The sequence below is a fragment of the Saccharicrinis sp. 156 genome (assembly GCF_050589685.1).
GTDB lineage: Bacteria > Bacteroidota > Bacteroidia > Bacteroidales > Marinilabiliaceae > Saccharicrinis.
In genome coordinates this window covers 50,458-76,381 of sequence record NZ_JBNGOS010000007.1, presented here as the reverse complement: position 1 = coordinate 76,381, position 25,924 = coordinate 50,458, and the positions used below count along the sequence as shown (strand labels likewise).

Sequence of the window (25,924 nt, the reverse complement as noted above, 5' to 3'; positions counted from 1 at the left end):
AGTTTCGCTGATAAAAACACAAAACCTCGCAGGAAAATAAATCTGCGGAACACCGCCTTTTGCTTTGCGTTCATCTACGAGAAATAATACCTTTGATCGTTCATTAATGCTGGCAAATATGTTAGAAATCGTTTATCAGGACGAGTATTTTGTGGCTATCAATAAACCACACGGATTGTTGGTGCATCGTAGTCGGATAGCTGCAGATGCAGAAGAGTTTGCCTTGCAGTTAGTCCGTGACCAACTCCGTAGAAAAGTTTTCCCCATCCATCGTTTGGACCGAAAAACCTCGGGCATACTGGTATTCGCATTTGCTGGCGAAGTGGCCAGTAAATTGCAAGCTGTTTTTGAAAGCGATGAAACACAAAAGAAATATTTGGCGATAGTTCGGGGTTATTTCCCTGATGAAATATCGGTTGACTACCCACTGACCAACGACCGTGGCAAAACACAAGAAGCCATTACCGTTTTTAAAACATTAAGAAGGTCTGAATTAGATATCCCCTTTGGTAAGTTCATTACTTCGCGTTACTCTCTAATTGAAGCCTATCCTAAAACAGGTAGGATGCATCAAATCCGTAAGCATCTGAACCATTTGCGTCATCCAATTATTGGCGACCGCCCCCATGGTTGTAACAAGCAAAACAAACTGTTCAAAGAGCGTTGGGGTATGACTACCATGATGCTGCATGCAAGTGAACTGAAATTAACGCATCCTATAACCAAAGAACCATTGTTTATTAAGGCGGAAATGTTTGAGACTTTTAAAGAAATGATAAAGGTTTTGGAGTTGGTTTAACCCGCATTGTGCATGTTCTAATGCATATTGCGGATTCAACGGTATGTATGGAGGTAACCCTGTAAAATCCCTGTTAAAACTATACTTTATATTTTTGAATAAATGGGGCTAATGTTCTGATATACATATATATTCGTACGCTAAATTTCTTATTAACACAATTCAATGTGTGTTTAACATTGATTTATGTTGATATATCAAAAGTAAGCCTAATCTAATCTTGATTTACTTGACTTTTTGTATATAAACTAAGAAATTAAGGATAATGAGACTACTTTCTCTTTTGTTGTTTAACAATTAAATCCTTCCGTTATGAAACATACTTTTACCCTGATTGTCATTTTATTCTTTTTTTTGATTTCGGGACAAACTAGAGCAGCGGATTTCGGTGGTACCGTTTCGGCTAATACTACCCTTACCCTGGCCAACAGCCCTTATAATATCATTAGCAATGTAACCGTTAATCCGGGAATAACATTAACTATCGAATCCGGTGTTGAAATACGGATGGGAAGTAATCTCTATTTTCATGTGAGGGGAACCCTGAATGCTACGGGAGTAACTTTTACAGCAAATACAGCGACTCCTTCTCCAGGATATTACGACGGTATTTATGTCAGTTATTCAGGATATGCTGAGTTCGGAGATGTTAACATGGATGGTTGTACCATTGAATACGCTCGCCAGATGCATGTCCGGAAAGGTTCAATGAGTTTGGTTAATTGCACCCTCCAGAATTTTAGTGTCTATGGTTTGGATATTTATTCGGCAGGTACGGTTCATCTCGAAAACACCTCCATATCCGGAACACCTTATCCGATATATTTTAGAAATACCAACGGGGGGAATTTTACGGTTGGCCCCAATGTAACACTAACAGGAAATACCAATGATTTCATTTATCTGAATTTCAGGGATATCGATGAGGAGTTTACGATGTACAACCTTGATATCCCTTATTATTTTGATTCGGAACTCAGGATCACAGAATCCGGACAGCTGAATATTGAGCCCGGAGTTCAACTTCAAGGACACAGCAGTGCCTATATAAGTGTTAATGGAAGGATTAATGCTATTGGTGAAGAAAACAATCCAATTGTATTTACGACTCGTTCGGGATATACTTACTGGCGGGGATTCAATATTAACAATACAGCCATTGATTTAGACTGCATATTTAGGAACTGTATTTTTGATAATGCGGCATATAATAGCCGTTCTTATTGTGCTATGTCAATTTTTGATGCGTCACCAACGGTTGATAGTTGTAATTTTAGAAATAATGCTTACAACCTGGAAGTTCATGGACGAAGCTTTCCTGCTTTCTCCAACAATTCTTTTGGTGTATCTAATCAAACAGGATCAACGGCTTATAACATAGCGGTCGACCTTAATGCGGAACCCACGTTCAACAACGATACCTTATATTTTAATAATACAGAAGCCAGAGCCGTGGGTATTCTGGGTAATAATGTGGTTCATAATGGGCATTTGCGGCAACTCGATTTTGTAGGTATTGAAAACATTACCTACTTATTACTGACCAACGTTACCATTACCGAAACGGGATCTTTAACGATTGATCCGGGTATTGTTATAAAAAACGTAAGCAGCAGTTATAATATTTATGCCAATGGTACTTTAACAGGGGTGGGAACTGCGGAAGAACCTATTGTGTTTACGGCCCAAGCCGACGATGCTTATGGTAATCCAGCTGATACCAATAATAATGGAAGCGGTGCAGCGCTCAGTCCGTCTTCAGCTGGAAGAATCCACCTGAACAGTGAAGCGCTTTCAACAATGGATAACTGGCTGCTTAGATATATTGGATACAGTTCAAACAATTATGGGGTTTATGTTCGAAATAATAACGTTCTAACTAACTCAAAACTAAGCAATAGTTACCGGGCAGTCTATTTTGCGGAAAATGCGCAAATTGTCAACAATCATTTTGAAGATATAAATAGTTATCCCGTTAGCAGATTTGTCAACGAAGGCAGTCCGGTACTCATTAGTAACACGCTGGCCAATGCCAATATGAATGGTATACAGATTGTTGGCTTTGCCACGGACACGGTTACCTTGGAGCCCATGGATTTTGCAGGATATACGAATGTAGCCTATGTAATTGAAAACGAAAAGACTATACCGGCCAATGCGATTTGTAATATGGCTCCCGGAACGGTTATTAAATTTCAGCAGTGGGCTAATTTGGTCGTTAACGGAGGTCTGTCTGCTATGGGTACCCCAGCCGAAAAAATTGTGTTTACTTCTATTCATGATGACTCTGCTGCTGGCGATACCAATTTAAATGGAACCAGCAGTGCTCCCGCGGCGGGAAACTGGTATGGTATTGATTTCCGAAACGCTTCTCTCGATAATATTAACCAATTGGCTTATTGCGAAGTTCGTTATTTATATTATGGTATCACCACTACCGACTGTTTTGTGGACATGGAATCCGTACTGATGAATTTTTCTTCCATTAACGGTATGCGAATTTTTGGCAGTGCCAACCCATCTGTAACAAACTGTCAGTTTTATAATTTAAATAGCAATCCTATTTACATGGATATGTTTGCCGACCCCACTTTCTCGGGTAATACGGTAGCCAATGTACCTAGGATTGGAATTAGTCTTCGGGGTCAAGCGGTAACCGGGACAGTTCCGGTTAGAAGTTTTGCAGGTATTGATACTGCCACGTACATCATCGATGAAAATATGACAGTTAACGATCATCTGATTATTCCGGCAGGATTAACCTTTAAGTCTAATGCAGATAGAAGATGGTATGTTAACGGCCGATTGGACATTCAGGGAACAGCTACCAATCCTGTAGTGTTCACTTCTTATCAGGATGATACTTATGGTAAGCCGAAGGATTTGGAAGGTAATGGACTAGGAACCCAATATGAGAGAGGTTCGCACATATACTATTATGATGGCAGTGATGATAATAGCACAATAAATTATGCCATTTTCAGATATAGTGAAGATATTCCAATTAAGTGTTATAATGCTTCTCCCACAATTCAAAATACCCGTTTCGAGCAGTTTAATCGAAGTGGGATTTTACTGTCTGGTCTGAGTAGCCCTACGGTTAACAACAATGTATTTAACAATATTGCTTATCCGCTGAGCACTTCGTTGGCTTCATTCCCGGCAGTTCATAGCGGAAACGTTATTTCCGGAACAACCGGCAGAGGAATTAGAATCGTAGACGAAACCCAAACGCAGGATGTTACTGTGAGTAAACAGTCCTTTGCCGGAATCAATAATATTCCATACATCATGGGAACCTATACCATTGGCACCGGTTCAATTGTTACCCTTGATCCCGGAGTGGTATTTAAATTTGTCCAATATGGTTCTTTAAGAGTTTATAAGGGATTGATTGCCCAGGGAACAGCAGGTGAAAAGGTGGTGTTTACAGCCAATACCGACGATTTTTACGGAGGGGATACTTATAATGATGGAGATGCTAGTTTGCCGGGCAGAACACATTGGTATGGTATTTACTTCTATAATGAGGCCATAGATGCAGAGTGCATAATGGAGCATTGTGTCATTAAAAATGCAACATACAGTGCGGGGGGAAATAGTTGGGGAGCCATAACGTGCGATAACTCTTCCCCAACTGTTACCGACTGCTTGTTCGACAGTAATTTCTACGCTGTGGTATCGCGTAATACCTCTCAGCCTTCTATTAGTAATTGCGATTTTATAAACTTTGATCCCAATAATGGATTATCCGTGTACAATATTACATCCGCCAATGTGATTGATGTTCCCAATAGTTGGTGGGGTGATCCTACCGGGCCTTATCACGCAACGCTAAATCCAACAGGCTTGGGTAAGGCTGTTTCCGATGGAGTGACCTTCACCCCATGGAATTCTATACTGGGAAGCCCTGTCCTGGGTGACGTAAGTATGAACGGTGAAATTAAACCTTACGATGCTTCGTTGGTTCTGCAGCATACTGTGGGCAATATAACTTTGGATCCAACACCGCTTAGTGTCGCAGATGTATCCGGAGATGCTACCGTTTCCAGCTACGATGCTTCTTTGATATTGCAATATTCAATAGGACTTATTACCGATTTCAACAATATTCCTCCGCCAGCCGCAGGTTTAAAGTCTGCCGGGCCTTCAAGCGGACTGCATATTAGCGGTACAGATGTTGAAGTTTCCTCTTCTGTGTTTGATATAGCACTACAGCTTTCTGCTCCTGAGTCAGTTAAGGCAGTTGATTTAAAGTTGACTTCTAATCCTGCCCATATCAAACTGCGCGCTGTGGAATCAACCGAATTACCAGGCGGAACAATGCTTGCGAATGGTTACGACGATTCGACCGGAGATATTGCCGTTTCTATGGCATCTGCCCACAGCTTGAATTTGAATCAGACTGTATTGACATTGAAGTTTGAGAGAATTGGAAACGATATTTCAAGCTCGTATATTGAGCTTCTAAGAGCTTCAGCCAACGAAATAATCTCCGATACGCCATTCGAAATCGAGGTTATTTCACCTGTTTCAACAGGCGTCGATTTGAATTATGGAATCGACGATATTAATATGTACTATGCCAATAGTCTTCTGTTCATGGATGTTTCATCCGGCATCGCATTGCCTAATTCAACGGTTACCATAACCGATATGGGAGGTTCTGCTGTACACCAATTTGTTATAGAAGATATTGGATCAGGTCAACATAGCTTTAACTTACCGTTAAGTTCCGGTATTTATCTGATTACTATCAGAAACAAGGATTTTACCGTAACGCAAAAAATTTCGGTTAAGTAAATAGTAATCACTGAAGGCGGGTTGCTTTAACAGCTTCCCTTCCTTCTTAAAATTATAGCTATGGACACTAATTACAAAAATATAAGGCTGCTGCTAATGGGGATAATTTTATTCCTGGGCATAAGCTCTAATGCACAGACTTTAAATTTTAGTATCGAAAACTTAAGTATAGAGGAACGGGATACTTTTGTTGTTGCGATACGGGCAGATAGCGATCTAACTGGTGAAGATGTTTTTGCGTATCGGTTTCATATTACCTATCATACTTCTTATTTTGAGTTTTTAGAGGTAGAATCGGTGGGAAGTATGTTGCCGGGCTGGGGATTGCCGGAAGTAAACCTAACTTCTGCAGGGAACCTTCGATTGGCCGGTGCCGGTGCCGATGCGATGGTGGGTACAGGCGATATGATCTATCTAAAATTCCGGTCATTGAGATATGGAGGCGCTTACATTGGTTTTAATGCAAGCCAGAGTTACCTGAACGAGGGATCTCCAACTGCTGCTTACACCAGTGGTTTGATCAATGCGTCGCAACGCTCATTTCCGAATATAACACCGGACAGCGGTCAACTGTTTGTGGGGGATGAAATTGGCATCTCGGCCAGCGGTGGATTGGCACCGTACGTATTCGATACAGAAAACTCTGCAGTTGTCCAAATTATCGATAATAACACCTTGAGAGGGGTCGGACCTGGTGTAACAAGAACTTTTGTTACAGATGCCAACGCTGAAATAAATTATTCTACCGGGGTGTTCGATGTCAGGGCTATCCGCATGAGTTTTCAAAGTGGTATTTCCGTGTTTCCTACACAAACCGTGTTGTTGCCCATCTTAATTGAAGTGGCACCGGGTACACAGGTGTATTCCGGTACTGTGGAAATATCGTATTCAGGAGGCCTCGTGCCTTCCGAAGCGGCATTGCAGCAAGGAGACTATTCGCTTTCATTTGAAAAAAGGATGACGGACCGACTTGCTATTTCCTTTGCTTCGGGAACACCTGTCACCGGAAGCGGTGTGTTGGTCTATGTCCCTATGCTTGGGATTACGCCGGGGAACAAATCTATTACTTATACTAGCACGGTATTTAACGAGAATCTGTTATCATTTAATACCAACAATAATCTATTGGTAAATACATTACCTAATATTGCCATTGCTCCTAATTCCGGATCGTTAATGTGGGGTGAAACTATAAACCTATCGGTGAGTAACGGAACACCTCCATATAATTTCACGGTTTCCGATAATAACGTAGCTTCGGTTGATGCTTCGGGAGTGTTTACCGGATTAAGCGGGGGACAGGTTGCCGTTTCGGTGACGGATAATATAGGTGCTTCAACCACATCGGGTGTTTTTACGGTTAACGATCATACATTAACCATTAATAATACAGATGGAGACCTGGACAGTGATACACGTGTTGCAGTCAGTTCTTCACAATTACCTGCCGGAAGAAATATTTTCAGCTTTGAAGGCACTATCACCTATCAAAGTGCTTATTTGGACTTTGTAGGAGTGGAAGGTGCCGATCCGGGTATGTTAATAGAAACCACAATGGCTGCAAATGCCGTTAATCTTGCAGGTGCCAGCACTTCTCCGATCTCATCAGGTAACCTGTTTTATCTGTTGTTCAGGATAAAGAACGATCTGAATATTTTATCCAATACTCCTGTTAGTTTTAACGGATTCAGTTTCAATGAGGGAAATATAAACTCGGTGTTGGCCAACGGCGTTGTTACCCGTGTTGCACAGGCAACGTATCGACCGGTAGCTGATGCAGGTGCTAACTTTTCGGTTAATGAAAACAGCACTGTGCAATTGGATGGTTCAGGTTCCTACGATAATGATGGAGACCCCTTTACCTATGAATGGGGAGCGCCACAGGGAATAACCTTGGATGATCCAAATATTGTCAACCCATCGTTCCTGGCTCCTGAGGTGAATCAGAATACTAACTACCAATTTAGCCTGGTTACCAATGACGGAACCAGCAATTCAGATACCTCATGGGTTACGGTTACCATATTGCAGGTGAACAAAGCACCTGTTGCCAATGCAGGGCCGGATATGTCCTATCCTGAAGGAACCAACGTAGTGCTTGACGGAACAGGTTCAACTGATGCGGATGGGCAAACATTAATTTACAGCTGGCAATCTCTGGACGGTACAGTGCTATTTAACCCTAGCAGTTCTAATCCAAGCTTTATCGCACCGGAAGTTCAAAGCAATACTACTTATCAGTTTGAATTAACGGTGAACGATGGAATTGTTGATTCAGAGGCCGATACTGTTCATATTCTGGTGCAGCATGTCAACAAAATACCAATTGCTCATGCAGGTGTAAATCAATCGGTGAACGAAGGTGATCCTGTTCAGTTAGACGGTTCCCTTTCTGCCGATCCTGATAATGAGGACATCACATATTTATGGACAGCACCAGCGCAAGTAACCTTGTCGTCCAACACAGTGGCACAACCTACTTTTACAGCACCAAGTGTGAGACTTGATTCTGCATTGGCGTTCTCCCTGGTGGTTAACGACGGGCAGAGTAATTCGATTCCGGATGAAGTTATCATTTCTGTTTTAAATACGGATGTATTAAGTGATGAGGCCGATATCCTTGATGTTACACTAACGGATATGTTATCGGCAGATATCGATGCAGTAGCAGCGACAGTTTCCTTGAATATGCCATATGGATATGATATCAGAAGTCTGTCGCCTGGTTTCGAATTATCAACCTGGGCTACCGTTAATCCGCCGAACGGTTCTAACAGGGATTTTTCGGTTCCTCAAATTTATGTGGTGACAGCAGAAAACGGAACAACATCCAAAACCTGGACCGTTGGTGTTACTGTGCCGGAAACAACATTATCAAGAAGTATTGCAGCCGGCTGGAACATGCTTTCATTGTCGCTTACGCCGAATAATGTGGCAATTAATGATGTGATGTCGAGCCTGACATTCGAGAACCTGGATTATTTGAAGTCGCCTGTGGCATCCACCACTTATTATGCGGGGTTCGGTTGGTTTGGCGATTTGAATGAATTCCCGGCTTATCTGACAGTACGTCTTAAAAAGGCCACTGCAGGAACCTGGCAGGTTGCAGGAAGTGAGATCAATCCTACACTGGAATCCATTCCGGTGGTTTCGGGTTGGAACAGTTTGCCATACCTATTGAATGCAGACGCAGCCATCAATGATGCAATCTTATCATCGTCCATTCCATCTGGCGATATCCTGATAAAAGGTGAAGCAGGAGCGGCAATTTACTTCCCGGGCACTGGCTGGGTTGGCGATTTAAATACGATGGAAGTGCTGCATGGATATAAAATCAATATGCAGTATCCCGGAGTGCTCAGGTACGATGCCTCGGCGGTTGGAGGTGCAGTCCCTCCATCGGCTCAAATGAAAAAAGCCGTTGCCAGCAACGATTTTGGAAACGACTTTAGGTATTCTGCTAATCTGGTTGGAGAATTTGTAGATATGGACAAAAAACCGATTACCAACGTGAATGATCAATTGAGGGCGTATAATAATGGTGTTCTCTGCGGGGTAGCCACGGCAACCTATGTTTCGGATTTGGGAAGACACATTTTTGTGCTTACCTATTATGCCAATAATAATGGAGAAACCATTGAATTTAAATCGGTTCGTGAAGGGCATGAAGCAGACATGTTTATTTCAAGGGATTTTGTTAAAGACGATATAATTGGAAGCGCTTCGAATCCTGAACAACTGGTATTGCCAATAACAACAGGCACGAAAGGTCATGGACAAGGAGGATCGATAAGGATTTCCCCTAATCCTGCGAGCGGTTATCTTAATATCAATAGTGAAGAAGAAATTCTACTTGTTTCTGTTTATAACTCTATTGGCAATAAAGTAATGAATCAAGAAGGTTTGGGTAGGGACATCCTGCTTAATATCGAGCTATTGCCAACAGGTATCTATTACATCGAAATTACCGTTACCAACGGAGTTTATCTGCATAAATTCATTAAAAACAGTAAGTAATGGGAAATAATAGTTATACAATTCCGAAAAAGGCAAGTTCAAGTCTATCTGCTAATATTCGTTATGTTGGCAAGTGGCTTCTGCTTTCCTTCAGTTTATTAATGAGCATTCAAGTCGATGCTACCATTAAATTGCCTCCAATACCGTCTGTCGATGAATTTAATCGGATCTATGAATATGATTCGGAGTATGCGATTCGGGTGGATCTGAACGGATCGTTCCTGGAATCCGGAACCATTATCGCATATATGGGAAACCAGATACGGGGCGCTCAAACACAACCGGAGACCTTTCCGCCAACCGGCAATAAGGTTTATAAATTACGTATCTACAGTAATGAATCTTCGGGGGAGACCATCACGTTTAAATATTATGATTTATTCGGAGATAAGATATACGATATAACGGAAACTGTGAATTTTGTTCCGGATGAGGTTCCCGATTTAAGTAACCCGGATATTTTTAATGCGTTTTGTCCGGCTCCGGTGGTGGCCGATTTGTTATTGCCTGTGGATAACGCACCCAATACCGACAATAGGGTTACCTTTTCGTGGCAGGGTTCTTCCGCGAATACACATTATGGATTGTTGTTGTGGGAAGATGGCCAGCCCGAACCTACTGCACCATATTATTCCGGAATAAAAGGTACCAGTACCACAGTTTATAATTTATTGAATGGAACCACCTACAACTGGCGCATCATCTCCTATAATGGTTGTGATGATGACCTCAGTTCTGCCTATTCCTTTACGGTGAGGGAATTGCCCGACCTGATAGTTTCAGGTATCACCACTCCGCCAAGTGTGGAATCAGCTACCAATTTTACGGTTCAATACACCGTGCAAAACCTGAATGCAGGGCCAACTATTGAAAGCAGCTGGTACGACAGGGTTTATGTTTCGGATAACGAAACTTACGAGCCTACCGATTTGTATTTGGGCAGGGTTTTAAACAATACTACTGTTGCGGGAAATGGTTCCTATTCCAATTCCTTGGAAGTACTGTTACCGGCAGAATATGAGGGTTCGTATTATATTTTTGTGTTAACCGATTTTAATAATAACGTTAAGGAAACTGACAATACCAACAATGCTACCGGGCAAACGCAAGCCTTAAACGTTACCCTTAGAGCTTTACCGGATATTTCTTTGGCAAACATTACTGCGGACAAAACTTCTGTACAACCAGGTGACAGCATTGAGGTTTCCTGGACGGTAGAAAACAATACGGGGGTGCCCGCCATTGGTGGTTGGTCAGAAAAAGTATCTCTGAACAACCTAAGTGGATTGAAGATACAATTAGCAGGAACCAATGCATATGAAGCAGACCTGAACGCTGGAGCAAGCGTTCTGCGTAATGCCAAGTTTAAGATTCCTAATTCGCTGCCATTCGCTGGTGATGTTTATTTAGAGGTGAAACTGTTCCCGGATGCGGCTTTAATCGAAAAACCGGGAGGAGCGAGTAATAATACCCTGGTTTCCACCTCACCTGTAAATATTGGAAGCCAGTTGTTTTTATCGATTCCTACAAGCTCGTTGGTTGAAAATTCTACTTCTTCACTAAGGTGCATTGTTTCGCGAAGCAGTAATCCGGCCACACCATTGGATGTAAGTTTATCAACCGATGTGGCAGGTCAAATTACCATTCCTTCAACTGTAACTATCAAACCAAGTAGCTATTCTGCTATTTTTTATCTATCTGTTGTAGATAATGAAATATTGGATGGGACGCGCAATGTTCAGATTACAGCTAACGCTCCTGCGCATAACGACACAACTGTCAACTTTTCAGTTTACGATAATGAGGTAGTTTCTTTAAGTGTTGCGTTTGATAAACCAAGTGGAGTGGAAGGCGACGTGTTGACACTAACAGTTACCCGAAATTTGGTTACGGATCAAGATGTAACAGTTAACCTGTTTGCCAGTAAAAGTAATCAATTAGAGTTTGTTAATAAGTTGGTAATTCCAGCTAATCAGGCTTCTGCCAATGTTCAGGTTACCCTGAAAGATGACCAGGTTGCAGAATTAAACGCTGATGTTTCTGTCAGTGCAAGTTCTCCGGGAATGAATCAGGGCAGTGGGGTCGTAACCGTGATTGACGATGATGTACCTGGAATAGAACTGGAAATTCTTTCGGATTCAATTTCTGAATCAGGTGGGCCTTATGCTGCGTGGGCTATTGTCCGAAAAACCGATACGGAAGACAAGAGTGTCAGGGTAAGATTAAGCACTAATATTCCTAACGCATTATTCTTTCCGGATAATATATATTTGCCTTTGGGAACAGGGGAGAAGAAGTTTAACCTGGGAGCCATTGATAATGGCTTAGCGGATGGAACCAGAAATGTTGTACTCACCGGTGCTGTCTACTTGTCATCATGTAATTGTAATACCACAGCTGATAATGGAGGTGTGGTTACTGACACGATTGCTATTATCGACAATGACGGTCCTTCGTTGTCGGTTACTTTTAATCCTTTATCGATGGCGGAGGGAAGAGCTGATGCCGGAAAAGTTAAAGTAACCAGAAATACGGCAACTGATTCACCGCTAACAGTTATGCTTTCGCACAATGATGCAACCGAAGTACAATTGCCGGCCACCATTATTATTCCACAAGGCTCTGTATCGGCGGTTGCTACTATTGCCACAGTTAATGATAATGTGGAAGATGGAAACCAACAGGTTACCATAAAAGCAGAAGCTGCTGGCTTTTCTCCTGGCATCGGCTGGGTTTTTGTTACGGATCAAAACAAACCTGATTTAGAACCCAAGCGTCTTGTTGTAACAAATACCGAAATTGTCACCGGACAGCAGATAGAGGTAAAATGTGATGTGTTAAACAATGGCTTTGCTCAATCCCCTCAAGGTGTGAAGGTTGGAGTGTACCTCTCTGATGACCGACTGGTGGATGATAACGATGAAGAACTGGGACTGTTTGATATTGACATGCCAATTTTACCGGGTGATTCAATCCAATTTTGGGAACTGGTTACCGCACCGGAAACAACGGGTACATACAACATCATCGTTAAAGTAAATCCTAAATCAAATAATACAGAGTTGGTTTATATCAATAACGAGTCAAATCCTGTTGAAATTGAATTGGTACCGAGCTATAATGGAACAGCCAGTGTTGCTGAGGAACAGTTTGTGACGGCTCAACCTGTCACGATTACTGGCTCGGCAACTACAGTTGGTGGTAATCCAAAGCCAAATTCTGCTCTGGATGTTTATCTGATTGCCAATGGAATCAGGGAAGTGATCGAAGTAACTACCGACGCGTCGGGTAATTTTACCACTGTTTTTGAACCATTGGCAGGAACATCGGGTCACTATATTGTTGGTGCTTGTTATCCAGGACATGGGCTTTCTGATGTGCAGGATGAATTCGATATTTTGGGTATGAAGCGCCTTGGTGTCAGGTACCTAATATGGGATATCCTATTGAATGTTGATAACCCGGGTACGCTCACCATGCAAAACCTCAGCAATGTAGATCTGACAAATGTGATTTTTACCCCTCAGGATGTACCAGAAGGTTTTGAATTGGAAATTGATACCATTGATGTGTTGCCCGGTTCAAATTCCGCCCAATTTAACTATAACATAGTGGGAAGCGTGCTGACCGAAGGTAATGATTATATTAAGATTCCGGTTAAGGTAAGTAGCGACGAAGGCGTAGAGCACAACTTTATACTCTACTATTATTGTCAGGCACAAGCCGGACATATCAAGGCTTTGCCTGCCAGTATTAACACTACCATGACCAAAGGAGTATCCCGTTTGTACGAAATTTTGATTTACAACGATGGTGCGGGTGAAACAGGAGAAGTAGCCATTGACATTCCTGAATTTGAATGGATGACATTGATCACACCTGATACTCTACCTACCATTCTGTCGGGTGATACTGCTTCGGTTACGCTGCAATTGTCGCCAGGCAATGATATTCCGCTGAATACGCCTATTTCGGGAAGAATTGCGGTTAATATTGATAATGGAAACAATTTGAGCATTCCGTACAGGATTGAAGCTGTATCCGAAGAAACAGGAATCCTGGTGGTAGATGTAATCGACGAATATACCTACTATACGGATGAGGCTCCGCATGTGGAGAATGCGCGGGTTGTTGTCCGTCATCCGTTTACCGGAAAAATAATTGCGGAAGGATTTACCGATACGGATGGCTTGTTTACAGTGAACGATATCCCTGAAGGATCCTATCGCTTGTATGTCGAAGCCGATAAACATGAAGGTTATCAGAATATTATTTTGATTGATCCGGGGAGAACCAATAAACAAAGCGTCTTCTTAAGCTTCCAGGCGATAACATATACCTGGGAAGTAATACCTACCGAGATTGAGGATGAATACCAGATAGATCTGATCATGGAATTCGAAACCAATGTGCCAGTGCCTGTGGTGACTATCGAGATGCCTAAGGTAATGCCGGCTTTAATTGGTGACGAAACATACACCTTCCCGGTTACCTTAACAAACAAAGGATTGATTACGGCCAATGATGTTGAATTGACTTTGCCTACCGATCCCGAATATGAATTTATTACCAACTATACCACTATGGATCTTTTGGCCCAACAGGCCATTCAGGTGCCTGTTATCATGAAGCGAAAAGATGCTTCTCTTAAATCTGGTGCTGCTGCTCAGGCTGGAGGAAACTGTACCGACTATGTGGTAGTTGTGTATGAGTGGATTTGTGGTGACAATGGACGTTGGCAACAAGGTAACGCTTTGTTTAGTTATACAGGAAGAGTATGTTCTGGAGATGGCGGTCCTGGCGGCGGCTGGGGCTGGGGTCCCGGCGGCGGAGGTTATGGTCCTTCTCGCGGTGGTGGAGGCGGTGACTATACATCGTCTGATTATACACCTGCAATTTCATCTCCAACAACCAGTTGCGATGAATGTATTGAAGCATTGGCAGTTAATGCGATAGGTTGTTTAGGACCATATGGAAATGCATTTGCTTGTGGATATTCATTTGCCGATGGTATCTCGTTGAAGGATGTCGTGATGTGTGGTTTAGGATTTACACCTATCGGCTGTCCTTTGGCTATACTGGATGCCTTAATCACTTGTTACGGCTCGTTTGGTGGAGGACCTCCTGGTGGTTTCGGTAGTATTGCTTATCCGTTGAAGAGTGTACAGGCGGGTACAATACCACCAATCATTAAACAGGCAGCAAACGACTTGCAGTATATTCAGTTCCAGATTGATGCCACGTTCAGTTATCTGGACATGTATTTCGGAACTTTGGATTGGAAGAGCAAGGAAAGCATTCGTGACTTTGCTGACGCCGTTGAGCCTTATCTGAACAGCGAAATTGTGATACCTGTAGGTGCGGTTCAGACGATTAAGGATGTTATGGATGGAGCAGATATCACACCTGAAGAAATTGATGTTTTTGTAGCCAGATGGAATACTACGGTTGCAGCTTGGAATGCAGGGGTGACTTCTCCTAATGGCGAATATCCCGACATTGTTGATCAAGCGGTATTAAATCAGGCTTATGCCGATGTGCAAACCGTGATTGATTATGCCGATGGCAGAGGTTTTGCTACCATCGATGATATGTATGACGAAAGCATGGTGACCATCGAAGAACAGATTGATGAGAAACGGGGTAGTGTATGCGCTTCGGTAACCATCAAGATCTCTCAACGATTGACGATGACCCGTGAGGCATTTGAGGGTACGTTGACTATTTTCAACGGAAATGAGACTACCGATATGCAAGAGGTTTCGCTCGATTTGGAAATTAAAGACGAAAACGGAAGGTTGAGCAATGACCTGTTTGAGATTGAAACAAAAGCCTTGGATATCCTGACCGGTATTGATGGAACAGGTGTGCTTGGGGCTGGTCAAAAAGGTAGTGCTACCATCTTGTTTATACCAGAAAGGGGTGCAGCTCCAACAGTGCCGAAGAGTTATTCTTTCGGAGGAAGCTTCTCGTACTTGGATCCATTTACAGGCACAACGGTTACCAAACCTTTGTTCCCGGTTACCTTGGATGTACATCCATCTCCGGATCTTACCTTGCATTACTTTATGCAGCGAGATATACTGGGCGATGATGCGTTGACTGAGGGTATTGTTGAGCCTATTGTTCCTGCCGAACTGGCATTGATGATCGAAAATAATGGTTTCGGTGAGGCAAGAAACGTGAATGTGGAATCCTCACAACCAGAGATTATTGATAATGAAAAAGGTTTGGCCATTCATTTTGAGTTGATTGGTTCAAACCTTCAGGGACAACCGGCTCAGCTTGGTTTGATTGATATACCGTTTGGTAATATTGGTCCTATGTCTACGAAGATCGGACAATGGTGGTTCACATCGGACTTGTTAGGTCACTTTATCAATTACGAAGCCCATCTGACCCATTTAGACAGCCGTGGAAATCCTGAGCTTAGTTTGGTAAGTGGTGCCGAATTGCATGAGTTGATCAAGAGCATTAGCGTATATGGAGCTCAGGATGATGGAATCAACGACTTCCTGGTGAACGAGGTGCAGGATTCACATGAAGTGCCCGATGCCATTTATATCTCGCAAGGACAAGTTGTGCTAGATGTGGAAGAAGCCCGAAACGCAGTAAGCACGGGTCTGCCAACAACCGGTACATCGAGACTGTATGTTTCACCTGAGCATATTGGATGGAATTATTTGAAGATCAATGATCCGGGCAATGGTGCTTTCACCATTGAAAGTATTGTACGGGTAAGCGATGGTCAGGAAATTCCGTTGAATAATATGTGGCTGACCCATGTTACCTTGCCGGATGGTAAAGAGCCGGTCTACGAAAATAAACTTCATTTTGTAGATAATATTCCATCTATGGAAACTGAGGAATATATTATTACGTGGAAGGTGAAGGTAGGCGGTGTGCCCAGAATTGTGTCCATTACCGGCTTGCCAACATCCATGGTAACCGAGCAGGTTCCTTCAGCCATTGTTACGTTCAGCAAACCGATGGATGGTTCAACGTTTAATTACGAAGACTTGACGTTGAGGCTTCAAGGAGGTAATGATATTATGGATGCGTCTGTAAGTGTTACACAGCTCGACCCTTATCGTTTTGAGATTGATCTTACTTCATTAACAACTGGCGATGGATATTATGTGTTGACCGTTCAGGTCAACGAGATTTATGATCAAAACGGTGTTAGCGGAGATGCCGGTAAAAATGCTTCGTGGACACAGTTCCTGGGAGCTCCTGCTATCGTGCAATTTATAGGATTGCCGGAAACCTTATCTGGTCCTCCATTCAATAAACTCGATATTGAGTTTAATCTTCCGGTGGATATTGCAACGGTAATTCCAGATCGCTTCAGTTTAACCAATAATGGTGTTGTGGTTGAGGGTAACCTGGCGGTGGCTCATGTTAGTGGAGATACTTTGTTCACCTTGTCCGGGTTGGCCGATTATATGACGGAAGATGGAGATATTAAGTTGATGGTTGATTTAACGGGTATTGTGAGTTTGGCAGGAACTGCCGGGTTGATTGAGCAAACAGTTCAATGGGAGGTAGATACAACGTTGCCTGCCATAGTTGAAGTGAGACCGGATCCTTCTAAAGGATTTGATTGGCAACATTATAGCAACTTTGAGGTATTGTTTAGCGAAGGTGTCACCAATTTCAGTCTCGAACAGGTTGAACTTTGGAAAGATGGCCTGCAGCAACCATTATCGCAATTGCATTTGGATGAACTGAATCCAAGTAAATATCTGATATCTGAATTTAGGTTGTTGACCTATTATGAAGGTGATTACACTTTGATTATTCATGTTGAAGAGGTCACTGATAGTGCAGGGTTGACGGGTGTTGAAGCTTATGAGTTCGAATGGACTGTGAATCGTGATCTTCCGGCTCCGGTAGAGAATTTGCGTATTGTACCCGATTTGGGAATCTCTGATTCTGATGGCGTTACCTCAACCAAAGAACTTTCCGCTGTGATGAATGTTCCTGAGGATGGAAATGATGTTGAGATTTATTTGAACGATAATGGCTTGCGCACCCAGTTAGCTGTTGTGCTTAATGCAACAACGGGTGAGCTCACTATTCCGTTTACCGTTCCTACCGGAGGGCATATGGAGATTGAGGCCCATAGCGTTAATGACACGGGAGATCCGAGTATCGTATCTATTCCGGTATTTGTGGATGAGGCTCCTTTAACAGCTGTTGTGGTAGGCGTACCAACTAAAGCCGCAGAAGCACATCCCGATCCTATAAACATTGTGTTCTCCAGAAATATCCTGGAAAATTCTATCAGTACGGATGTAATTGATATTTTATATAACAACGTACCGTTGAGTTTACCCGGAATCGCTATCGGTCAAGTTTCTGATTCTATCTTTAGCGTGAGTGGTTTGAACCTGCTTCCGATTGAATCCGGAAATTATATGATAGCCGTGGATATAAGAGGTTTACATAAGCAAACCAGTGGAATAGGAGGTGCCAAAGTAGTTGAGGCTACATGGCGATTGGAAACTACCAACCGGGAGCCAATGGCCGATGCAGGCGTTGATTTGTTAATCACTGCTGCAGGTGCGTATCAACTGGATGGTTCAGGTTCAATGGATCCTGATAACGATCCGTTGACATACCGCTGGTATGCACCGGATGGAATCCAGTTGAACGATTCCTCATTGGTAAGCCCTGAATTTACTGTGCCAGGAGCCTTGAGTAATGATACCTATACTTTCATACTTTCAGTTAACGATGGTAAAGTAGTAAGAACAGATAAGGTGGATGTGGTTGTAAGTATTCCGACAAATGCCAAGGCGCAATTACATGAATTCTCAATTCAAGTGTTCCCGAATCCATCCAAGGGTACTGTTTATCTTTCTGGTGATCTTGGAAATGCTAAACGAATTCAGGTGTTTGATATGAGTGGGCGTTCGGTTTATTTAAGTGGACCTGTTGAAGGAATTCCTGTAGAACTTGACTTGAGTCATTTATCACAGGGTATGTATAGTGTTCTTGTGTTTATTGATGATATTGTTCTCACTAAGAAAGTGGTGATAGCGCCGTAAAGTAATTTTTCAATAAAGGTTGAACCCACGGGTTTCCCGTCTGTCACCGGACAAGGCACCCGTGGTTAATCATGTTAAACCCCGAATGGGGTTTATATAAATGGTTACGGATGTAATAAATTATAATTTGGACTAAGACTAAATATTATAACTGATTCTTAATTCATCTAAATTTAACCAAGGAGTGGTAAAATTTGAATTACCCTAGGAGAAAACCCAAAGGAAATTACAATAAGAACCGCACCCCCCAAGGGGTTGAATTTTTATTAGGATGAGATTCGTAATTTTAACCATGAGATGGAGGGAATATCAATTAAAACCCTCCATCTTTTATTTACCCATCATTTTCGGATTAATATATACCATATTTCGTTTTCTAAATCCATATATTTAAACTTGATAAAACTGAGTTTAAACCTATATGTTTATGAACATCTATAGTAAAAGAAGGACCTCCCGAAAACGATATAATATTTTAGCCCTGATTTTTGGAACTGTGGTTATCAATTACCTTGACCGCACCAATATCTCCGTGGCCGCATCAGCCATGAGCGAGTCTCTTGGTTTTGATTCTGTTCAGATGGGCTTTATTTTTTCAGCTTTTGCATGGACTTATGTGGCATTGCAGATTCCTGGTGGAATAATAGTAGATAAAATTAAACCAAGGGTGCTTTATAGTTTCATGTTGTTTCTTTGGTCAGTGGCTACTTTGATTCATGGTTTTGTAAATTCGTTTATTGCGCTAATTGGTTTACGTGCTAGCATTGGCGTGTTTGAGGCTCCTTCTTACCCTTGCAATAATTCCATTGTTACCAGGTGGTTTCCCGAAAACGAAAGAGCATCCGCCATAGCCATTTACACTTCGGGACAGTTTATTGGATTGGCTTTTCTATTCCCTGTATTAACGGCCATTCAAAATATTATGGGATGGAGAGGTTTGTTTATTGTTTCGGGAATCATAGGAATTGCCTGGGCTGTAATTTGGTATTTGTTTTACCGCGATCCACAAAATCATACATCTTTAAGCAAAGCTGAATTTAATTTGATTAAAGAAGGTGGGGGACTAATAGATAAAGCGGAAGAGAAAAAAGAAGAGTCAAAGTTTAGTTGGTCCGATTTAGCGGAAGCTTTTAAATATCGCAAACTTTGGGGCGTTTATATCGGTCAGTTTTGTCTTGGGGCAGTAACCATCTTTTTTCTTACCTGGTTTCCAACCTATTTGGTTGAGTATCGTGGACTTGATTTCTTAAAATCTGGCTTTCTGGCTTCATTTCCATTTTTAGCCGCATTTGCAGGTGTTTTACTGTCGGGTTTTGTGTCGGATTTCTTGGTGAAGAAAGGCTATTCAAACGAGATTTCCCGCAAGGTTCCGGTATTGACAGGCATGTTGCTGGCAGTAGCTATTATTGGAGCCAATTTTACGGATAATACCACTTTTATCATCACGTTTTTAACCATTGCATTTTTTGGTAACGGGCTGGCATCTATTGGTTGGGTTTTTATTTCGTTAATGGCACCCAAACATCTGATCGGATTGGTTGGCGGAGTCTTTAATCTGATCGGAGGCTTGTCTGGAGTAATTATCCCGATAGTAATTGGAATATTAGTGAAAGATGGAGATTTTAGTCCAGCATTATACATGATTGGAGCTTTGACCTTTATAGGTTTCTTTTCATATTTATTTATTGTAGGAAAAGTTAAGAGGATAGAAATTAATAATTAAGCTCAATTTACCAGTTTGACAATGAAATTACCACTTGATACAAGTCCAGTTAATTATATTTTATGCAAATCAAGAGTTGAACCCTTTCAGGGTTCCTGTATTTATGGCTTAAATGTCCACGGTATACACCCGTGGTTATTCATATTTAATCCCTCCGGGATTTATTTACATGACAATTATACTTGTTATAAGCTTCAAATTTATCCCAAAAGGGTAAAGCTACAATAACCTTGGGTGCAGTCCAGGGGGTATAATCATTGCAAATCACAACCCTGAAGGGGTTGAACTATAATTTCAAACCTTGATTCGCATATCATAATATAGTCCAATAGTCTCTTATCTCAAAATCTAAAGAATATGAAAATAACCGATGTAATATGCTATCCGACCAATATTGGTTCCGGAAGCCAATTGATAATAAAAGTAGAAACAGATAGTGGTATTTATGGTTGGGGTGCATCAGGTCTGTCGGGCAGGGAACTGGCCGTTGTTGGTGCCATAAAACATTTTAAGCAGTTGGTAGTGGGAAAAAATCCTATGAATATTGGCGTCATTTGGCAGGATTTATATCGGGGGCAGTACTTTGAAGGGGGAAGGGTATTGACAGCCGCCATCTCGGCGATTGATATTGCCTTGTACGATATCAAAGGAAAAGCACTTAATGTTCCGGTTTACGAATTATTGGGAGGTAAACAACGTGATTATGTGGACTGCTTTGCCTCATTACGCTTCAGGACTTTGGAAGATATGATGGAGAAAGCCAGGATTCTGGTAAAGGAAGGGTGGAATATGTTGCGTTTGGCTCCGGCAGAGTTTGAAGCGAGCAGTTCTAATCATTTCGAACCTAGAGAATCCATCACTTTATTGGCGGATTGGGTTACTAGGCTGAGAAAAGAAGTAGGGCCGGAAATTACCCTTGGAATAGATTATCATCACCGACTCACTGCAGCGGAAACTTACTCCTTTATGCAACGCATGCCTAGGGGAACCATCGACTTTATCGAAGAACCCATCAGGGATGAATCACCGGAAGCTTACGAAAGTTTACGTAAGATGATAGATGTGCCATTTGCTTTGGGTGAAGAGTTTGCCAGCAAATGGCAGTTCTTGCCATACATTGAACGAAACATAACCCAATTCGCCCGTATTGATGTTTGCAATGTAGGAGGCATTACGGAAGCTATGAAAGTGTCGGCAATGGCTGAAGCGCATTATATCGATTTGATGCCGCATAACCCTATTGGCCCAATCTGCACTGCCGCAACCATACACATAGCTGCTGCCAGCCCAAATTTTAGCTGGCTAGAAGAGGTTAATACCCCAGCTGAAAATATGGGAACCAACGACAGAAACTTTTATCCTGTTCAACCCAAATTAGAGGGAGCACGTTATACCTTACCTACAGAACCAGGTTTGGGAGTAGAGTTTAATGAGGAACTTGCGGCCAAACAGGAGTTCAAACCCATTGAAATACCAAGGCTGGTTAGGAGGGATGGTTCATATACGAATTGGTAAATATAAGCAAGGACACATAAAAAGTTCATACAACCCCTTCTTTTGAGCATATTAATTAAGCAAGCCAGTACTTTATATTGTATTTTTGCGGTATGAAGGAAATAAAAGTAAATCGCAAGATTGAACTCAACAAACAGTTCAAGATAAGTCGAATGAAGGAAGTCATCAAACCAACAGTTCCTCATAAACATGATGGCTATTTTGAGATTATCTACTTGACGGATGGGGCAGGTGTACACCAAATTGATGAGGATAATTACCCGGTGGAACCTCCTCTTCTATTCTGTATGTCTCCGGGTCATGTGCATTGTTGGGAGTTTTCGAAAATACCAAAAGGTTTTGTGTGTATTTTCAAAGATGCGTTTTTAAGTGATTTTCCTGAGATCAAGCTAAAGTTTACCCAGTTTGCCACCAAATACAGCCTGATCAATAAAAAACAAAGTTTTCAAAGAGAGTTTGAGATGTTGATGGAGGAATATCTAGAAGAAAATCCGAATCTGAATATCCTAAAATCATATTTGAATATAATTCTATGGAAGATTGCGGATTTGCCAGCTGGCGAATACAAAAAAACTGCTATAGCTAATGAAACTGTAACTCGTTATAGAAATCTGATTGAAGAATTCTATGTATCGGAGAAAAAATTGGCCTTTTATGCCGATAGGCTTCAGATCACCAAACGGGTTTTAAATAATGTGGTAAAAAAGGAAACAGGACGTCCCGCCTCTTCGTTGATCAACGAGCATATTATTGAGGAAAGCAAGCGCTTGTTAAAACATACCAATAATTCGGTTTCAGAGATTGCTTATCACCTCAATTATTCTGACCCTTCCCACTTTGTAAAATTCTTCAAAAGCAAAACGAATCTGACTCCAGGGGAGTTTCGGGCCAAAATAAAAAATTAACTTCTATATTGATTTCTCCTGACGTGAATGGTTCTTGCTCTTCCCCAGTTGTGAACCCTGGGAACGTGTTCGGAGACTGACGGTAAGCACCGCACCGGAAATATGGGGAGGGGGATTAATAAGTATATTATGGACAGTCCTTTGCTCATAGCTCTTTTTTAACCCGGATTATGCATTAGAACTTCGTCGTGAACATTGATAGTGCAATAAAACAAGGCTTTACTGAAACGAGGCATAGCATCGTTATGGTGAGTTGAAGTGAAGCAGCGGAGTGTCTTGTTTTGAAACAATTTCAATGTGTAATAGATTTTCTAATGCATATTGCGGGTTTAATAGTAGTTTCTTATCGATTATATTTGAACAAATCTACCATAACCGGGTTAAATCTTACCAAACTAGTTGGTACTGGTAGTATATATTTGCAAACAACAACGAATCAAAAATAATATATGTCGCACAGATTAATAACAATTATAGCAATGATGTTCATTTTAATAGGAACATCGTTAGCCCAAAATAACGGGACTATACGAGGTATGGTGACCGATAAGGATTCAGGAGAGAAGTTTCCTTTTGCCTCTGTTAGTTTAAAAAAGAATGGTGAAATATTACCTAATGGAACCGTTACGGATAATGAGGGAGCATTTAAACTAAACGGATTGCAACATGGTACATATGATGTTGTTGTTTCATTTATTGGTTTTGAAACGGAAACGGTTTCTGGTATTACTATTAACAAACAAAGTCCTAAGGTAAACCTGGGGATATTATCTATTACCTCGGCAAATGTAGCCATTGAAGAGGTGGAAGTTAACGGAATGGCCAACACGGTTTCTACTAAAATTGATCGTAAAACCTATAGGGCCGAAGATTTTAGTACTGCCCGGGGAGGAACCGCTGTGGATGTGTTGAATAAACTTCCGTCAGTTTCTGTTTCTCCTGATGGAGATGTTTCGGTACGTGGGACAACAGATTTTATGGTGTACCTAAATGGGAAACCAACACAAATGGAACCTTCTATGTTATTGGCCCAGATTTCAGGTGAAAATATCCAGAATATAGATGTTATCACAGTTCCAACTGCAAAATACGATGCACAAGGAAAAGGTGGTATCATTAATATTACTACCAAAACAAATGGAATTGAGGGGTTTTCCGTTTCTGCCAATGGAAAGTTTGGTGCCTCACCCTGGGGAAACAAAACAGATAAATATGATGGTTACGATATGAAGGACGACCGTTATGGCGGGGGTATTAACCTGATGTATGGTAAGGATAATCTTACTTTATACGGAGGTTTTAATTACAATAAGAAAAATGTGAATGGTGCAAGAATTGGTGAGGCCAGGGTTTGGGATTACGATGAGCAAATGTACAAACATATGGATGCTGCAGGAGAGCGTCCGGAGTGGTACGAGTACTATTCTGCCAATGCGGGAATGGATTATAAGATTTCAGAGGCAACTCAATTATCAGCTTCCTATTTCTATGGAAATCGTACCGAAGGGCGATCAGCATTTTATGTGTACAACAATTATTATGGTGACAAAGGAACCCGACCGGATACAGAAGAATATATTTACAACCCTAACACAGATAATCGTTACGGTGAATTCCATACGGGAAACATAGATTTGAAAACCAAGCTGGGGAATGGGGCAGTATTAACGACTTCCTTTTTATATGAGCATTCCAGCTTGAGCCGTAATCTGGACAACCTGAATTATGAGTTTGATGAAGTTGCCGATAGGGTAAGGACAGTAACGGATCATTATAACCAATCGGATAACACACCATTGGATGCCTATCGTTTAAGTATTGATTATTCAAAGGAATTGGATAATGGCCATACGTTTGGTTTTGGTTTACAGCCGCAGTTTTTCCAGATGGATGGCAGCTTTTCATATGATACTGCAAATGTAATCAATGGTGTTGAAATGGGAATGTACGATTATGCTGCCCTGGAAAATTCAATCGACTTGAAACGAGGTGTTTATGCGGCTTATATAGAGTATGCGGGAAGCTTCGACAAACTTAAATATATGCTTGGACTCCGCTTGGAGTATACCGATCAGGAAATGAAAATAGCAAAGAGTGATTACTTTAATATTTTCGGGGATCCTGCCAGATCCACTTTTGAGGTGAATCAATTGGACTGGTTTCCGACAGTACACGCAAGCTACCCAATTGGAGAATCTAGCAAGTTAAGTTTGGCGGGAAGTCGAAGAATCAGCCGTCCTCCTATTAAAAATATGGCTCCGTTCTTATATCGCCGGCATTTCGAGGTGTATGTGGCAGGAGATCCCAACCTCGAACCGGAGTATATCAATAACTTAGAACTTGGATTTGAAAGAAATTTTGGTAAACAAAAAGTGAATCTGACCGGGTTTTATCGAGGTGTTGAAAACGCAGTGTTTAGAGTAAATACAACCGATAATATCGTGGAAAATCCTAACTACGTTGAAGAAGTGGTGTTAATTAGGAGTTATACCAATTCTGGTGATTCAAGATCTTTAGGATTAGAACTGAACGCCAATTTGCAGGCAGGTAATTTTGCCAAATTTTTTATTGGGGGATCGTTGTACGACTACCGGGTTCAAGGAAATATTTTTGGATATCAAGCTGATAACTCAAGTACCAACTGGAGCCTAAAAGGAAATGCCAACTTTGCATTGACCAAGGAACTTAAGTTTACGGCCGATTTTGATGTGAAATCTTCTACCGTGACGGCGCAAGGGCAAAACGATATGTTTTACTTGGCCAACACGGCCTTGGATTACAATCCAAAGAAATTGGAGAACTGGAGCTTCTCGTTGAGAGTATTGGATATTCTGGATTCTAATATTCAAGGATTGGATACCAGGGCATTTGATAAAGAAGGATTGGAAATTTTCTATCAGGAAACTGAGTATAATAGAACAGGACCAATCGCTGAGATCAGTGTTTCTTATGCTTTTCGAAACGGAAAGTCTAAGAACAAGACAAAAAATACAGTGGGAGACCGGGAGTTCTAAAATAATATTGAGAACCCTGGAATAACATTGTTTCTTCCCTTTGGTCCTGCGGTCAGGGGAAGTGCTGCATTGTTACGAAGGAATGGGGTAAATAT

At 41.6% G+C, this 25,924-nt stretch carries 8 protein-coding genes; all 8 read left to right on the top strand.

The features are described 5' to 3' along the window. The first annotated feature begins 118 nt into the window (after positions 1 to 118). The 8 genes from ACRD64_RS05590 to ACRD64_RS05555 all read left to right on the top strand — a co-directional run bounded on the left by ACRD64_RS05590 (position 119) and on the right by ACRD64_RS05555 (position 25,829). Positions 119 to 799, top strand: coding sequence for a pseudouridine synthase (locus tag ACRD64_RS05590; RefSeq protein WP_430932243.1), 681 nt, complete (start codon positions 119 to 121; stop codon positions 797 to 799). Positions 800 to 1,111: 312 nt separating this feature from the next. After that, on the top strand, positions 1,112 to 5,602 hold the full coding sequence (locus ACRD64_RS05585; RefSeq protein WP_430932242.1) for a T9SS type A sorting domain-containing protein: 4,491 nt from the start codon (positions 1,112 to 1,114) through the stop codon (positions 5,600 to 5,602). A 60-nt stretch (positions 5,603 to 5,662) separates the two neighbouring features. Next, a complete protein-coding gene (locus ACRD64_RS05580; protein WP_430932241.1) occupies positions 5,663 to 9,619 on the top strand; it encodes a PKD domain-containing protein in 3,957 nt (1,318 codons plus the stop codon). Further along, complete coding sequence (locus ACRD64_RS05575; RefSeq protein WP_430932240.1) at positions 9,619 to 18,672, top strand: CARDB domain-containing protein; 9,054 nt, start codon at positions 9,619 to 9,621, stop codon at positions 18,670 to 18,672. The genes ACRD64_RS05580 and ACRD64_RS05575 overlap by 1 nt, the downstream gene beginning before the upstream one ends. A gap of 427 nt (positions 18,673 to 19,099) precedes the next feature. Continuing rightward, positions 19,100 to 20,395, top strand: a complete 1,296-nt coding sequence (locus ACRD64_RS05570) for an MFS transporter (protein ID WP_430932239.1) — start codon at positions 19,100 to 19,102, stop codon at positions 20,393 to 20,395. 357 nt (positions 20,396 to 20,752) lie between these two features. Beyond that, entirely contained in the window at positions 20,753 to 21,910 is a 1,158-nt protein-coding gene (locus tag ACRD64_RS05565) for a mandelate racemase/muconate lactonizing enzyme family protein (protein ID WP_430932238.1), read from the top strand. Positions 21,911 to 22,002: 92 nt separating this feature from the next. After that, positions 22,003 to 22,815, top strand: coding sequence for an AraC family transcriptional regulator (locus tag ACRD64_RS05560; protein ID WP_430932237.1), 813 nt, complete (start codon positions 22,003 to 22,005; stop codon positions 22,813 to 22,815). A gap of 479 nt (positions 22,816 to 23,294) precedes the next feature. Then, on the top strand, positions 23,295 to 25,829 hold the full coding sequence (locus tag ACRD64_RS05555) for a TonB-dependent receptor domain-containing protein (protein ID WP_430932236.1): 2,535 nt from the start codon (positions 23,295 to 23,297) through the stop codon (positions 25,827 to 25,829). The last annotated feature ends 95 nt before the right edge of the window (positions 25,830 to 25,924 follow it).